A 13,295-nucleotide genomic window follows, 5' to 3' on the forward strand; every position below is an offset into this window, starting at 1 on the left:
GAATTTATGACTTCAAAAAATAGCAAGAAAATAGCTTCAAGATCGTCATTAGCGGACAAAATAGCAAAAATTATAGTTAAACCTTTTCATTCTTTTATTATTGCCAATAGAAGAGTCGAAATATTAAGCTGCCAAATTGCTAAGTTTTTGCCCGATAATCAAGGATTAACTGGACTAGATGTTGGGTGTGGAAGTGGAGAAGTTGCCAAACTAATACAGACAAAGAAACATAATTTACATTTGACCGGAGTTGATGTACTTGTAAGAAAAGACGCAATGATAAATGTCATAGAATTTGATGGTAAGGTTTTGCCTTTTGCAGATAAAAGTTTTGATTTCACAATGTTAATTGATGTTTTACATCACACAGATAATCCTGCAATCTTATTAGAAGAGTGTGTTAGAGTATCCCGGAAATTTATTATCATCAAAGACCACAAGTGCGAATCATGGTACGACAGAATACGTTTAAACCTCATGGACTGGATAGGTAATAGAGCATACGGTGTTTATCTGCCATACAATTTTTTATCTAACAGAAAATGGCATGATTTGTATTCTGATGCTCAACTTTCCTCAGAATTGACAGTCTCTAAACTTAATCTCTATCCCCAACCTTTATCTTTTGTCTTTGATAGTACTTTACACTTTGTCAGCAAGCTAGAAGTTCCTGATGTAAGTAGGGAAACATAACTCAATTTGATTGTTTATGATTGCCGCTTTTCTTTCACCAGAATTACCAATTATCAAGCTGAATATTCTGGTTTCATTCAATTAGTTTATGCTTTGAAAGCAACATTAATTGATTTTTTAATTAAACCAAGATATTTATGTTAACAAATGGAAACAATTACTATAATTGAATCTGCCGATGCCGATATACCTTCTCTTGAGCTTTCCATTGTTATGCCTTGTTTAAATGAAGCAGAAACACTGGAAATTTGTATCAAAAAGGCGCAGTGGTACTTAACCCAACACAAAATTTCAGGTGAAATTATTGTTGCTGATAATGGTAGTACAGATGGGTCTCAAGAAATTGCTACTCAAATGGGAGTTCGCCTTGTTTCTGTTAAAGAGAAAGGCTACGGTAGTGCTATTCGAGGCGGTATTGCTGCGGCCAGGGGGTTGTACATAATTATGGGCGATGCTGATGATAGTTACGATTTTAGTAAGCTCACTCCATTTATCGAAAAGCTTCGAGTTGGCTATGACCTAGTGATGGGAAATCGCTTTAAAGGTGGTATAAAGCCAGGTGCAATGCCATTTTTACACAAATATTTGGGAAATCCTGTCCTAACATGGATAGGAAAAATATTTTTCCACAGCCCTTGTAGTGATTTTCATTGCGGGCTTCGAGGTTTTAGGAAAGCTGCAATTGAAAAACTCAATTTAAGGACAACAGGAATGGAATTTGCTAGTGAAATGGTTGTTAAAGCCAGCCTTCACAAAATGCGAATTGCTGAAGTCCCAACAACTTTATCCCCTGATGGTCGTTCCCGTCCTCCTCATTTACGAACTTGGCAAGATGGTTGGCGGCATCTAAGATTTTTGTTGCTGTATAGTCCACGTTGGCTTTTTCTGTATCCTGGTTTAGTATTGATGCTTTTGGGTTTGATGTTCGGACTGTGGCTTTTACCGGGAACAAAAGGAATTTTTGATATACATTCCCTACTATTTGCGGCGATCGCGATTCTTGTTGGCTTTCAGGCTTTTACCTTCGCTATATTTACCAAAGTCTTCGCTATTAGCGAGGGGCTACTTCCTGAAGACTCACGATTTAATAAAGTATTTCGCTATATCAACTTAGAGTTAGGATTGTTAATTGGTATCATACTCTTTTTGATAGGAATAGGTGGCTCTATCTATGCCTTTAGTATCTGGAAAGCAAATTTCTTTGGGCCGCTAAAACCATCTGAAACGATGCGAATAGTCATTCCATCAGTTACTTCTATCGCTCTTGGTGTCCAAATAATTTTTTCGAGCTTCTTTTTGAGCGTATTAGGTTTAAAACGAGGATGAAGTATTACTATTAGACGATTAAAGTGTAATTTTTTATTTAAAACTAAATTTTTAAATTCTTTTGTGGTAACTTCATTTGATAACAATGCTATGCCAGAAAAACTAACATAGTGTAATTTTATAAGGTCTTAAAATTGATAGAATTAGCCTGCTTACCCACAAATATCCCTGATGTTTTACTTATCGAACCGCAAGTATTTGCTGACGCACGCGGCTTTTTTTTGGAATCGTATAACCAACAAAAATTTACTGATAAACTTGGTCATCCTGTTAACTTTGTGCAGGATAACCATTCTTTTTCTAAAAAAAATGTTTTACGCGGTCTGCATTATCAAATCATTCAACCCCAAGGTAAATTAGTGCGGGCTGTGGTTGGTAGTATTTTTGATGTAGCTGTAGATGTTCGCAAAAGTTCACCTACTTTCGGACAATGGGTAGGTTATGAACTCAGCGCCGAGAATAAACGCCAATTGTGGATACCACCAGGCTTTGCTCATGGTTTTTTGGTACTTTCGGAAGTGGCGGAGGTGCTTTACAAAACTACAGATTACTATGCACCCCAAGGCGATCGCACTATCCTATGGAATGATCCAGATTTAGCTATAGATTGGCCTATCCAAGAACCACCAATATTATCAGCTAAAGATAGCAACGGTCTGGCATTTAAAAATGCAGAAGTCTATGAATGATTCAATCTTATTGCTGGGTAGTAACGGTCAAGTCGGTCAAGAATTACAAAAAATCTTGACCCCGCAACATAAAATCATCGCCTATGCACGTCCTGAAATAGACCTGACTCAACCTGATAGTCTGCGCCAAATCATCAGAGATATCCAACCAAAAATCATTATTAACGCTGCGGCTTACACTGCTGTAGATAAGGCCGAAGCTGAACCGGAACTAGCTACAGCAGTAAATGCAACCGCACCCGAAATTATCGCCCAAGAAAGTGAAAAACTTGGAGCGTTTTTAATTCATATTTCCACAGATTATGTGTTTGATGGTCAACAAAGTCAGCCATACAAAGAAACTGATGCAACTAACCCATTAAATACTTACGGGAAAACTAAACTTGCAGGAGAAATAGCTATTACCCAAACAACTCCCCATCACATTATTCTCCGCACAGCTTGGGTTTATGGCAGTTTTGGTAAAAGTAACTTTGTCAAAACAATGCTGCGGCTGGGTAAAGAACGACCAGAAATCAAGGTAGTCACAGACCAAATTGGTAGTCCTACCTGGGCGCGAGATATCGCTGAAGTCATCGCCCAAATTATCCCACAATTAACACCAGAAATTACCGGCACTTACCACTACACTAACAGTGGCGTAATTAGCTGGTACGATTTTGCTGTGGCGATTTTAGAAGAAGCTCAACAATTAGGCCTTCCTCTCACAGTGCAGAATATTGTCCCCATTACCACCGCCGAATACCCCACATTAGCCCGTCGCCCTGCTTATGCTGTGCTGGCTTGTGGGAAAATATCACAAGTTTTAGGAACTCACCCAGCTTATTGGCGACACAGCCTGAGACTCATGCTCAAAGAATGGCTCTCTAAATCTTGATCATTATGAAAGCACTAATTCTCTCTGGTGGTAAAGGCACACGTCTACGCCCACTCACTTATACAGGCGCAAAACAACTTGTTCCCGTTGCCAATAAACCAATTCTATGGTATGGAATTGAAGAAATGGTGGCGGCCGGGATTACAGATATTGGAATTATTATCAGCCCAGAAACGGGGAAAGAAGTACAAAGCAAAACCGGAGATGGCAAACTTTTTGGAGCGAAGATTACTTACATTTTACAAGACCAGCCAGCCGGGTTAGCTCATGCAGTGGCGATCGCTCGTCCCTTTTTAGCAGATTCACCCTTTATTATGTATCTGGGTGATAACTTGATTCAGCAAGGTGATTTAAGTTATTTTCTGGAAAAATTTATTCAACAACAACCGGATGCGTTAATTCTTTTACGTGAAGTTGTTAATCCTAGTGCTTTTGGTGTAGCTAAGGTTGATGATACAGGCAGAGTCTTAGAATTAATTGAAAAGCCGAAAATTCCCCCATCAAATCTAGCCCTAGTAGGCGTTTATTTCTTTTCTCCCATTATTCATCAGGCAATTTCTCTAATTCAGCCTTCCCAACGAGGCGAGTTAGAAATTACTGATGCTATTCAATGTTTAATCAATCAGCAAAAACAAGTTTTAGCTTGTAATTTAGACGGCTGGTGGCTAGATACTGGGAAAAAAGATGATTTATTAGAAGCTAACCGTTTAATTCTAGATACTTATTTAACGACATCTAATCTAGGTGAAGTGGATGAGAAAAGCCAAATTATCGGGCGAATCCAAATAGGTGCTAATTCTCGAATTATTAATTCTACAATTCGTGGGCCAGTGATTATTGGCAGTAATTGTTATTTAGAAAATTGCTTTATTGGCCCTTATACTAGCATTGCTAATAACACCACCCTCATCGATACCGACTTAGAACATAGTGTAATTTTAGAAGGTGCTAAAATTGCTGGAATTGACCAGAGGATTATTGATAGCGTTATTGGTCAACGAGCAGAATTAACAATTGCTCCTCGCCGTCCTAAAGCTTTGCGCTTTTTGATTGGTGATGATTGTCACATAGAACTGACATGATTTACTTTTTAACAGTTAACTATTACTCGACTAATCTGTTAACTAAATTAATTAATTCGTTACCCTCCAGTAATCACAGTAATTATAAGCTCATTATTGTCAATAATTCCCCTGATGATACTGAGATTAATAGTCTCAAAAATCAATGTGTGCAGATTATCCATGCTGAAACTAATATTGGTTTTGGTCAGGCTTGTAACTTGGGTATAAAATATATTTATCAAGAAAATAAGCAAGCAATTATTTGGATAATTAACCCTGATGCTTATTTAGCAGAAAATTCTTTAGCAACAGCCAAGATATTTTTTGATTCTCATTCTGAACTATCAATTATTGGTTCTATAATTTATACACCTACAGGTGAAGTCTGGTTTGGCGGTGGTAATTTTATTCCTGCTACTGGTGCTATTCTCAGCCAAGACCTGTTAACAAATACAGAGCAAGATTACATTACTTGTGATTGGGTTTCGGGCTGTAGTTTAATTATTAACTTAGGTAATTTCTCAGAAATACCTTTATTTGACCCAGCATACTTTCTTTATTATGAAGACTTTGATTTTTGTAGACGCTATGCCCAACAAGGTTATTTGGTAGCAGTCACAAAAAAAATTAGTGTAATTCATCAGCCTTCTTCTATTACTAATCGCAATATTTTCCTGAAAATTAAATACAGCACATACAGCTATTTATTAACATTAGAGAAATATACAAATAAAGCAGTACAAATCGTTAGATTAATTCGACTAATTTTGTATGCTTTACTCGTATTACCGATTAAACCACAAGTAGCACTAGGAAAAATCAATGGTGTGTTAATCTATGTGAGGCGATATCCGCATCAGAATTAGTGTGATTGTTAATAGCTTGTCCTGTGCAGCAATATTTGAATGAATAAAATAGAGAATGACTCATCCCATCAGCTAATTATTAACTTATCGATACTTTTAGCTCAACCAACAGGCATCAGTAACTATGCCCAAAACCTTTTTCCTTATTTAAAATCTCTAAATCCAACCTTATTAACTGCGTACAATTACCGTGAATTTAGTTGTTATTCTATACCAAATAATCTCACTCCGGCTGATGGGACAAGAGGACATTTTCGTCGTTTAATATGGACTCAATTTCAGCTACAAAAGATTTATTACAAGCTGCGATCGCAACTTTTATTTTCGCCTCTACCGGAAGCACCTCTATATAGTAACTGTCGTTTTGTCGTGATGTCTCACGATTTAATACCGTTGCGCTTTCCTAAACGCTTTTCACCACTAACGCCATATCATCGTTACTATGTTCCCCAAGTCCTAAAACAAGCACAGCATATTATTTGTAATTCTCAAGCTACAGCGGATGATATTGTTAGTTTTTACAAAATTCCAGCTAGTAAAATTACTCCTATTTCCTTAGCGCACGATCGCACCCATTTTCGCCATCTAAATCTACAAACTCGCAATTACTTTCTCTACATTGGTAGGCAAGACCCTTATAAAAATTTACACCGCCTGATTAGTGCTTTTGCCGCACTCCCAAATCATCAAGATTATGAACTATGGTTAGTAGGCCCCACCGATGAACGTTACACCCCAATTTTACAATTACAAGTTGAGGAATTAGATATCACTCATCAAGTCAAGTTTCTCAACTATGTAGATTATCAAGAATTACCAAAAATTATTAATGGTGCGATCGCACTGGTGTTTCCTAGTCTGTGGGAAGGCTTTGGTTTCCCTGTTCTAGAAGCGATGGCTTGCGGTACACCAGTCATCACCTCGAACCTTTCTTCTTTACCCGAAGTAGCTGGGGATGCAGCAATTTTGATTAATCCATACAACATTTCAGAAATTACTGAGGCGATGCAATCGATTGCGACAAATTCAGAATTGCGATCGCAACTTTCTCAACAAGGTATGGCTAGAGCAAATTTATTTAGTTGGGAAAAAACTGGAAAAGCTACTGCTGAAGTTTTAGCACGCTATATGTAAATAGCATTCAAACTTATTATTATGCACTACTAACTGAAGTGGCTAGAATATATTCTGTAATTTCTAAATATTTGATAACTTTATTAATACTTTCATTAATCTTTTCTTGCTGAGTATTACAAACAATTTCTGAATTTAAAGGTTCTTCATAGGGGCTATCAATTCCTGTAAAATCTGAGATTTTTCCGGCTCTTGCTAAAGCATACAATCCTTTAACATCCCTTTGTTCACAAACCTCTAAAGATGCTTGGACATAAACCTCAATAAAGTTATCATTCATCTGTCGGACTTGATCGCGGCTATTCCTGAAAGGACTAATTGCTGCAACAATAGCAACAACTTGATTACGACTCAACAAACTGGCAACAAATCCAATGCGACAAACATTTATATCTCGGTCTTGTTTACTAAACCCTAAACCCTGTGATAGATGAGTCCTTACTACATCCCCATCTAGGATTTCGACACGATAACCTCTTGCTTTTAACTCCAATGCTACACCTTGTGAAATTGTGGTTTTGCCAGCACCAGAAAGACCTGTAAACCACAAAGTGAATCCTAAATTTTCCATTATTATGCTTGAATAAAGATCCAAATTGCAGCAATTACTAAGGAAAAATCTGAAGTCGGAAATTTTATTCTTGAACAACTTCCACCAATTCCTCAATCATCACATCAAAAGTCCTGGCTAACTTTTGAATGGCGGTAAAATCTACAGTTGCTAATCCTGGCGATCGCGCGTAAGTTCTGAGAGTGCTGTAAACTACACCAGAACGGTCTGAGACTTCTTTCAGTGTCCAGCCTTTCTCCGCAGCAAACTCTCGAATCTTGAGGCGAATCATTCCCATAAGTCACTTGACAACTGACTGATATAAATCTTTTAATAATTATACTCTATAAAAAGACCGCCTTCCGGCCTGCAAAACTGAAAGGCGATCGCATTGTTTACAAAAAGCATACCGTAAACACCGATAGGGTTCATTCTACCGAAGTTACAGATATTTTCATGGTATCATCACTCAAGCCCAGGACACTTGTCATCCGTGCATCAAAAATTGTTCATAAATCGTTATGTATTAATTCACTAGCAAGATTTGTAACTGAAGAAGCAATTTGTTTGATGTTTCGCATTGGCTTTGGTGATATACATACAATCGAATGCTGGCGGTATGTAGTTTACATCCATGCAAAGGGTGTGAGTAGGTTTGTGAGTTATGCGGATTTTCCGCCGATTTTGGGCGTAGAATCACCTAAGCCTGCTGAGTTTGTGAAATGGCGCAGGCGGTGGCGTAAACAAAATGACTATGCTTACAGAAAGCAAGCGCCTGAATGGTGGACAGAATTTTTTATCAATGAGTTTTGGCAAGCTATTTCTGAACATAACTTGCAATGTTGGGGTGAGTTAATTGCTTTAATTAAATTTGCCTTTACAGAAGAAACTTTGCAAGAACTCAGAAAGAGTTATCGCTTAGAAAAATCTTTATTAAGCTGATACTGTCATTTGTCATGAGTTATTTGTATTTACAAATGACTCATGACAAATGACTCTTTGAGATAGCTATTCAGCAGTTTTATTTGCTGCACGATGAGCGCGTGCTTCGGCTGAAGTCATAACTTCATCGAGATTTTCTAGGATTTCGCCAGGGAAATTTTCTAAAATTCTTGTAGAAATCGCAACTCTACCTTTGCCTTCATCCAAGTCAATAATCACAGCTTTAATTGTTTGACCGACTTGAAAAACTTTTTCGAGAGATTCAATGAACTTTTGGCTGACTTGCTTAATATGTAGCAAGGCACTCGTCCCATTTAAATCAACAAAAACTCCAAATGGTTTAATGCCAGTTACTTTACCTTCAACTAGCTGACCAATTTCTAACAAACTGAAATTACTCGAACGAGTTGCTAAACGTTGAGAAAGAATAAGTTTTTTATTGTTGCGGTCTACTTCCAAAAAGCCAGCCGTTAAAGTTTTACCTTTAAGTGCTTCTAAGTTATCACGTTCGGCTAAATGCGATCGCGGAATAAACCCGCGCAAAGATTGAAAATCAACGGTGACACCACCTTTATTCACACCTGTTACCCGGACTTCTACTGTCTGGGAATTTTCTTGCATTTGCGCGACTTTTTCCCAGATATGTTGAATTTCTAACTGTCGGCGAGAAAGAGTTACTTGACCTTCGGCATCTTGTTCTCGGATAATCAAAAACTCTAATTCTTCATGTAAAGGCAGTACCTCCGATAAATCGGTAACAGCTCTCAAAGAAGCCTCATCGCGGGGAATATAAGCCGACGACTTGCCACCAATATCAACATAAGCACCATCGGGGTCAAGCTGGAACACTTTACCGTGAACCACCTGGCCTTTTTGAAACTGGTAGTCGTGTTTTTCTAGTGCTTGAGCAAAATCGTCCATTGTAAACGACGAATTGGCTTTTTGAGAAAGTTTCGATTCGGAATTCATGACTAATGAAAATTAATTGTTATTTAGCTATGACCACTGAATTTTGAGGTGGGTCATTTGTCCTTGGTGATTACCAATGAACAATGACCAAGGACAAATGACGTTCAGTTCAATTGACTAAACAATTGTTGTACCTCAATCCAAGCATCAGCAGCAGCTGTTGGATTATAACTGGCACGACGATCGCAAAAAAATCCGTGGTCAGCTCCATCGTAGCGGAAGACACGATGAGGAATTTTGTATTTTTCTAACTCTGCTTCAATTTCTTGGGTTTGTTCTTTGGGAATGCTGGGATCTTCCATCCCAAAAAAGGCGTAGAGTGTGCCGGGAATTTCTGGAGTCCGCGTTAAAGTAGCCGCGCCGCCTCCCGGTGTGCTGTTAGTAATCCTCGCACCGTAAAAAGATGCCGTAGCTTTGATATCCGGGAGAGTAGCCGCTAGGTAAGCTACATGACCGCCAAAACAAAAACCAATAGAACCAATAGCGTTTTGTTTGACTTGCGGCAGAGTTTTAAGATAATCAATGGCTGATTGAATATCGTTGAGTAATTGTGATGCTGTGGCTTGCTCCCAAGCGTATTTTCTGCCAACTTCAATATCTTGTGGAGTGTAACCCGTTTCAAAACCGGGAGCGAACCGATCAAACAGTGCAGGTGCGATCGCAACATACCCTAACTTGGCAATTCGCTCAGTCACATCTCGAATATGGCTATTAACACCAAAAATTTCTTGTAAAACTACAATTCCAGGATAAGTACCGGGTTCTTGTGGTTGCGCCAAGTAAGCCGAAATTTGCAGATTATTTGGTGAAAGCTTCACCCATGAAGTGCTGATTGCTAGTTCTGACATAGTTATTTCTCCGAATGCTCTACAGTTATTGGATTTAACTATGCCAGTATGTTTAAGCTATTGCCATCAATTAATCAACACTTCTGGTTATTTATAAAGTAAAAATAAAATTTTCGTAGTGGCGTGGCAAGGCTAAAATAGGGCATAAAAATAACTCTTGTGGTGTGGGCATCCTGCCCGCACCGGACGGGCTAGAAGCCCATCCCACAAGAAATTTATCATGCAACATTTAAGGCTTGCCGCGCCACTAGCAATTTCCTCTCAGAAAACAAGACCCTGATGAGCGAATTTCAGTTCATCGCTAAATAATTAAGCGTCTTCTGGTAGCACCCATTTTGGCGGTTCTGTCATCTTTTTACGTAGACGTTCTTCCGCGATCGCCAGCATTTCGTCTAAAGAAGTCTCTTGGATAAATTGTGAGGCTGCTTCTCTAAACTCGATATTGGGGCATTTATCCCCTAAAATACAACCATTGACGCAGGCTTGGGCGCAGTTAATTTTAGGTTCCACAGTCGATTCCTCTCGAATTAGGGCTTTCCTACCCACAAAATAAATTTTACCTGTTGACTTCAAAAGTATTGAGTGCTGAGTTACCAAACTTGGAAATAGAGGCTAGAGGTTAGAGGCTGGGGGCTAGACCCGAATTTCTCACGTATGGGTAGCGAGTGTGGGGGGTGTGGGGAGTGTGGGAAGTGTGGGGGGAAAGATTTCTTCACCATCTTCCCAAACCTCCCACCCTTTCCACACCCCTGGATTTCTCTCTTGTGAGAAATCCAGGTAGAGGTTAAGGCTGACAGGTTGAGGTAGAAAAATAAAAGGTAAAAGGGTGAACTTTGATTTTGGTCATCCTTTTACCTTTTTTATATACCTGATGCTTATTTTATGTTAGCCCTTGCGTCCCTCACTGCGGCAATAAAAAATAATCCTGTTAGTGGAATACTTAATCCTAAGATAATTGCAGTGGTTTCAAAGCCTAAATCTGGCTGTCCATAACTGAGTTCAAACACCGAACCGACGGCGGCGATCGCTGTTATGCAAGACGCACCGAGAAATAAACCGCTTTTTGGAGTTAAATACACTACTAGTCCCCTATGCTACTGGTTTCACGGCTTGATACGAGAAGCCATTTTTAGATAACTCCTGTGCCAAAGTCAAGGAATTTTCTACACGGTCAACAAAGACTACACCGTTGAGGTGATCCATCTCGTGTTGAATGCAGCGTCCCAGTAAGTCACCAGCTTTTAATGTCTTGGGACGGCCATATTCATCTTTGTAAGCAATTTCCACGACTTCAGGACGCTTCACATCCATGTAAACATTCGGAATACTCAAACAGCCTTCTTGAGCAACGCAGATGTCTTTGCTGACTTGTTTAATTACTGGATTAATTAATACCAGTGGCGGATTTGCGGGGTTATCTGGTTCGCAATCAATCACAATCAGTTGTTTATTAATGCCTACCTGGGGTGCAGCCAAACCAATGCCATCACTGCTGTACATAGTTTGCAACATTTCGCGTACCAGTTGGCGCAGTTCGTCATCAATTTTGGTAATACGTTTGGCTGGTTGACGCAACGCGCGATCGCCCAGATAGTGCAGCTTCAGTGGCGGATTTTTTAACTTTTTTTTCTCAACAGCAATTTCAGAGGGCATGATTATTTCAATGGCTCAATTGTGCAAATTCCAACTAACTTAATTCTATCAATCTGAGTTAGATAGGCGATTGTACTACAAGGTGAGACATCACTTGAGATTTTGGATTGGTTAATTAAAAGTCTCAAATATCTTTCTTGCTACATCTCATCATCACCAAGCAATTGTGACAAATCTTGCAATTGCTCTTGGGCAGCACGTAGAACTCGATGAATCTGCACGATACCCTGGTTATCTTGGTCGTTTTCTGTAATTACTGTAAATAGAATTCGGTATTGTTTTTTATACACTAATTGGCGCACAGGTAGATTCAGGTACTGGCTTTCGATCGCAAGCGAGCAACGATTCGGAAAATTTTCCAAAGTTAGCATAATTTCGTAGCAACCTCTAACCCACCGATGAGCTTGATCAACTGAGTAATCTTTCATCCACAAAAAAATGTTTTCAACATCTGCTTTGGCGGTGGGTGAGATTTCAATCCGGTATGTCATACTTTTGGCGCAATTGCTGAAATGCTTCGTCCAAAGGAATACCTCGCCCCTGCTCAAATTCATCTATACTTTTGCGAATTCCGGCTAGAGATTCTAAAAGTTCTATGCGTTCTAGCAGGCGTTGATAGCTTTCAGCATCTTGAACAACGACTGCGGCTTTACCATTCACCGTCAAAACTATAGGTGCTTGGGTGTCTTTCAGGGTATTTAAAAAGGTTTTGGCGCTTCGTTGAAAGTCTGATAAAGGATGAATGTTGCGGAGGTTAAAAGACATAGCTACTGCTGAGTAGACGAATAATTTTATGATAATTATTTGAAAATTCTTTGTCTAGTTGTGGATCAATGTATCAGTAACGAGAGTTGATTGCTAAGATAGGATTACATTGTTTTCTCAATATTTTTTATATGTCCAAACCAGTACAATACATAACCAATGAGCAGGGGGAACGAGTTGGGGTTTTATTGGACTGGAATACTTATTCTCGGCTTGCTAATCCATTAGGGTTGGATGATGAGTGTTTGGTTGGTTTGAGTGTGGATGAGTTAAAAGCACTAGCAAGTTGTAAATTGGCTGTAATCGAGCAAACACGTTTGGATGATTTAGTAGCGAGAAATGCAGCATCATTGCTCTGCACCGATGAGGTTGCTGAGTTAGATGATTTGTTGATGAAAGCAGATCAATTAACAATTCTTAAAACTCGCGCTAGGTATACGCTGAACTGCTTGGAAAAGAGTAAAACAGCAGCGTGAGTGTTTATATTCGGGTTGAGTTGCAGCGACAAATCCGCGAGTGCTTTGGCGAGTGCTGTGCCTATTGTCGAACAGCAGAGTTTCTAACGGCAATGACTTTTGAATTTGAGCATATTCGCCCTCTTTCGGTTGGTGGGGAGACGGTATTTAAGAATCTTTGTTTTGCCTGTCCATCTTGTAATCGCTATAAAGCCGATCGCCAGTCTGCTATCGATCCGCAAAGTGGCGAAACAGTTGCGTTATTTCATCCCCAAGAGCAAGTTTGGCAGGAACATTTTGCTTGGGATGAGAGTAGGACACAAATGAATGGACTGACAGCAATTGGTCGAGCCACAATTGAAGCATTACAGATGAATCGAAAAGCCTTGGTTCGGGCAAGGGCAATGTGGGTTAAATTGGGTGAACATCCACCAGAGTTGGATTGACTAGGGCGATCGCTTTTC

The 13,295-nt window shown here is 39.3% G+C and carries 19 protein-coding genes; 10 read left to right on the forward strand and 9 right to left on the reverse strand.

Annotated features, from left to right (window positions below):
- Nucleotides 1–6: 6 nt before the first annotated feature.
- From H6G75_RS09495 to H6G75_RS09525, 7 genes are all read left to right on the forward strand, one after another.
- Nucleotides 7–693: a class I SAM-dependent methyltransferase gene (locus H6G75_RS09495; protein WP_190979698.1), complete on the forward strand. Its 687-nt coding sequence runs from the start codon at nt 7–9 to the stop codon at nt 691–693.
- 147 nt (nt 694–840) lie between these two features.
- Entirely contained in the window at nt 841–2,019 is a 1,179-nt protein-coding gene (locus H6G75_RS09500) for a glycosyltransferase family 2 protein (RefSeq protein WP_190979699.1), read from the forward strand.
- 134 nt (nt 2,020–2,153) lie between these two features.
- Nucleotides 2,154–2,708 carry a dTDP-4-dehydrorhamnose 3,5-epimerase gene (gene rfbC, locus H6G75_RS09505; protein WP_199337786.1) on the forward strand — a complete coding sequence of 185 codons (555 nt, stop codon included), beginning with the start codon at nt 2,154–2,156 and terminating at the stop codon, nt 2,706–2,708.
- On the forward strand, nt 2,701–3,585 hold the full coding sequence (rfbD, locus tag H6G75_RS09510; protein ID WP_190979700.1) for a dTDP-4-dehydrorhamnose reductase: 885 nt from the start codon (nt 2,701–2,703) through the stop codon (nt 3,583–3,585). Before rfbC ends, rfbD begins: the two co-directional genes overlap by 8 nt.
- Nucleotides 3,586–3,590: 5 nt before the next feature.
- The gene (locus H6G75_RS09515) at nt 3,591–4,667 is read left to right on the forward strand and encodes a glucose-1-phosphate thymidylyltransferase (RefSeq protein WP_190979701.1); all 1,077 of its coding nucleotides are present in this window, start codon (nt 3,591–3,593) and stop codon (nt 4,665–4,667) included.
- Nucleotides 4,664–5,515 carry a glycosyltransferase family 2 protein gene (locus H6G75_RS09520; protein WP_190979702.1) on the forward strand — a complete coding sequence of 284 codons (852 nt, stop codon included), beginning with the start codon at nt 4,664–4,666 and terminating at the stop codon, nt 5,513–5,515. The genes H6G75_RS09515 and H6G75_RS09520 overlap by 4 nt, the downstream gene beginning before the upstream one ends.
- 39 nt (nt 5,516–5,554) lie before the next feature.
- On the forward strand, nt 5,555–6,649 hold the full coding sequence (locus tag H6G75_RS09525; protein WP_190979703.1) for a glycosyltransferase family 1 protein: 1,095 nt from the start codon (nt 5,555–5,557) through the stop codon (nt 6,647–6,649).
- 19 nt (nt 6,650–6,668) lie between these two features.
- Here the strand turns inward: H6G75_RS09525 and cysC are convergent, their stop codons facing one another.
- Complete coding sequence (gene cysC / locus H6G75_RS09530; RefSeq protein WP_190979704.1) at nt 6,669–7,220, reverse strand: adenylyl-sulfate kinase; 552 nt, start codon at nt 7,218–7,220, stop codon at nt 6,669–6,671.
- Between the two features lie 64 nt (nt 7,221–7,284).
- A complete protein-coding gene (locus H6G75_RS09535) occupies nt 7,285–7,497 on the reverse strand; it encodes a helix-turn-helix domain-containing protein (RefSeq protein WP_062293164.1) in 213 nt (70 codons plus the stop codon).
- Nucleotides 7,498–7,655: 158 nt separating this feature from the next.
- On the opposite strand from H6G75_RS09535, the gene H6G75_RS09540 reads away from it, so the two are divergent.
- Complete coding sequence (locus H6G75_RS09540; protein ID WP_190979705.1) at nt 7,656–8,141, forward strand: hypothetical protein; 486 nt, start codon at nt 7,656–7,658, stop codon at nt 8,139–8,141.
- A 66-nt stretch (nt 8,142–8,207) separates the two neighbouring features.
- Here the strand turns inward: H6G75_RS09540 and H6G75_RS09545 are convergent, their stop codons facing one another.
- The 7 genes from H6G75_RS09545 to H6G75_RS09575 form a co-directional block, all read right to left on the reverse strand.
- On the reverse strand, nt 8,208–9,110 hold the full coding sequence (locus tag H6G75_RS09545; RefSeq protein WP_190979706.1) for a S1 RNA-binding domain-containing protein: 903 nt from the start codon (nt 9,108–9,110) through the stop codon (nt 8,208–8,210).
- Between the two features lie 104 nt (nt 9,111–9,214).
- Entirely contained in the window at nt 9,215–9,958 is a 744-nt protein-coding gene (locus H6G75_RS09550; protein ID WP_190979707.1) for a dienelactone hydrolase family protein, read from the reverse strand.
- Between the two features lie 309 nt (nt 9,959–10,267).
- Nucleotides 10,268–10,468, reverse strand: coding sequence for a hypothetical protein (locus H6G75_RS09555; protein WP_190979708.1), 201 nt, complete (start codon nt 10,466–10,468; stop codon nt 10,268–10,270).
- Between the two features lie 365 nt (nt 10,469–10,833).
- A complete protein-coding gene (locus H6G75_RS09560; protein WP_062293148.1) occupies nt 10,834–11,037 on the reverse strand; it encodes a hypothetical protein in 204 nt (67 codons plus the stop codon).
- A gap of 10 nt (nt 11,038–11,047) precedes the next feature.
- Nucleotides 11,048–11,611 carry a peptide deformylase gene (def, locus tag H6G75_RS09565; protein ID WP_190979709.1) on the reverse strand — a complete coding sequence of 188 codons (564 nt, stop codon included), beginning with the start codon at nt 11,609–11,611 and terminating at the stop codon, nt 11,048–11,050.
- A gap of 140 nt (nt 11,612–11,751) precedes the next feature.
- A complete protein-coding gene (locus tag H6G75_RS09570) occupies nt 11,752–12,102 on the reverse strand; it encodes a type II toxin-antitoxin system RelE/ParE family toxin (RefSeq protein ID WP_190979710.1) in 351 nt (116 codons plus the stop codon).
- Nucleotides 12,086–12,376: a type II toxin-antitoxin system Phd/YefM family antitoxin gene (locus tag H6G75_RS09575; protein WP_190979711.1), complete on the reverse strand. Its 291-nt coding sequence runs from the start codon at nt 12,374–12,376 to the stop codon at nt 12,086–12,088. The genes H6G75_RS09570 and H6G75_RS09575 overlap by 17 nt, the downstream gene beginning before the upstream one ends.
- A 131-nt stretch (nt 12,377–12,507) precedes the next feature.
- Between H6G75_RS09575 and H6G75_RS09580 the strand changes: the two genes are divergently transcribed.
- Together H6G75_RS09580 and H6G75_RS09585 are read left to right on the forward strand one after the other, a co-directional pair.
- Nucleotides 12,508–12,852: a hypothetical protein gene (locus H6G75_RS09580; RefSeq protein ID WP_190979712.1), complete on the forward strand. Its 345-nt coding sequence runs from the start codon at nt 12,508–12,510 to the stop codon at nt 12,850–12,852.
- Nucleotides 12,849–13,277 (forward strand): HNH endonuclease, encoded by a 429-nt coding sequence (locus H6G75_RS09585; protein WP_190979713.1) that lies wholly within the window; start codon nt 12,849–12,851, stop codon nt 13,275–13,277. The genes H6G75_RS09580 and H6G75_RS09585 overlap by 4 nt, the downstream gene beginning before the upstream one ends.
- The last annotated feature ends 18 nt before the right edge of the window (nt 13,278–13,295 follow it).

The sequence above is a fragment of the Nostoc sp. FACHB-280 genome, assembly GCF_014697615.1.
Classification (GTDB): domain Bacteria; phylum Cyanobacteriota; class Cyanobacteriia; order Cyanobacteriales; family Nostocaceae; genus Nostoc_B.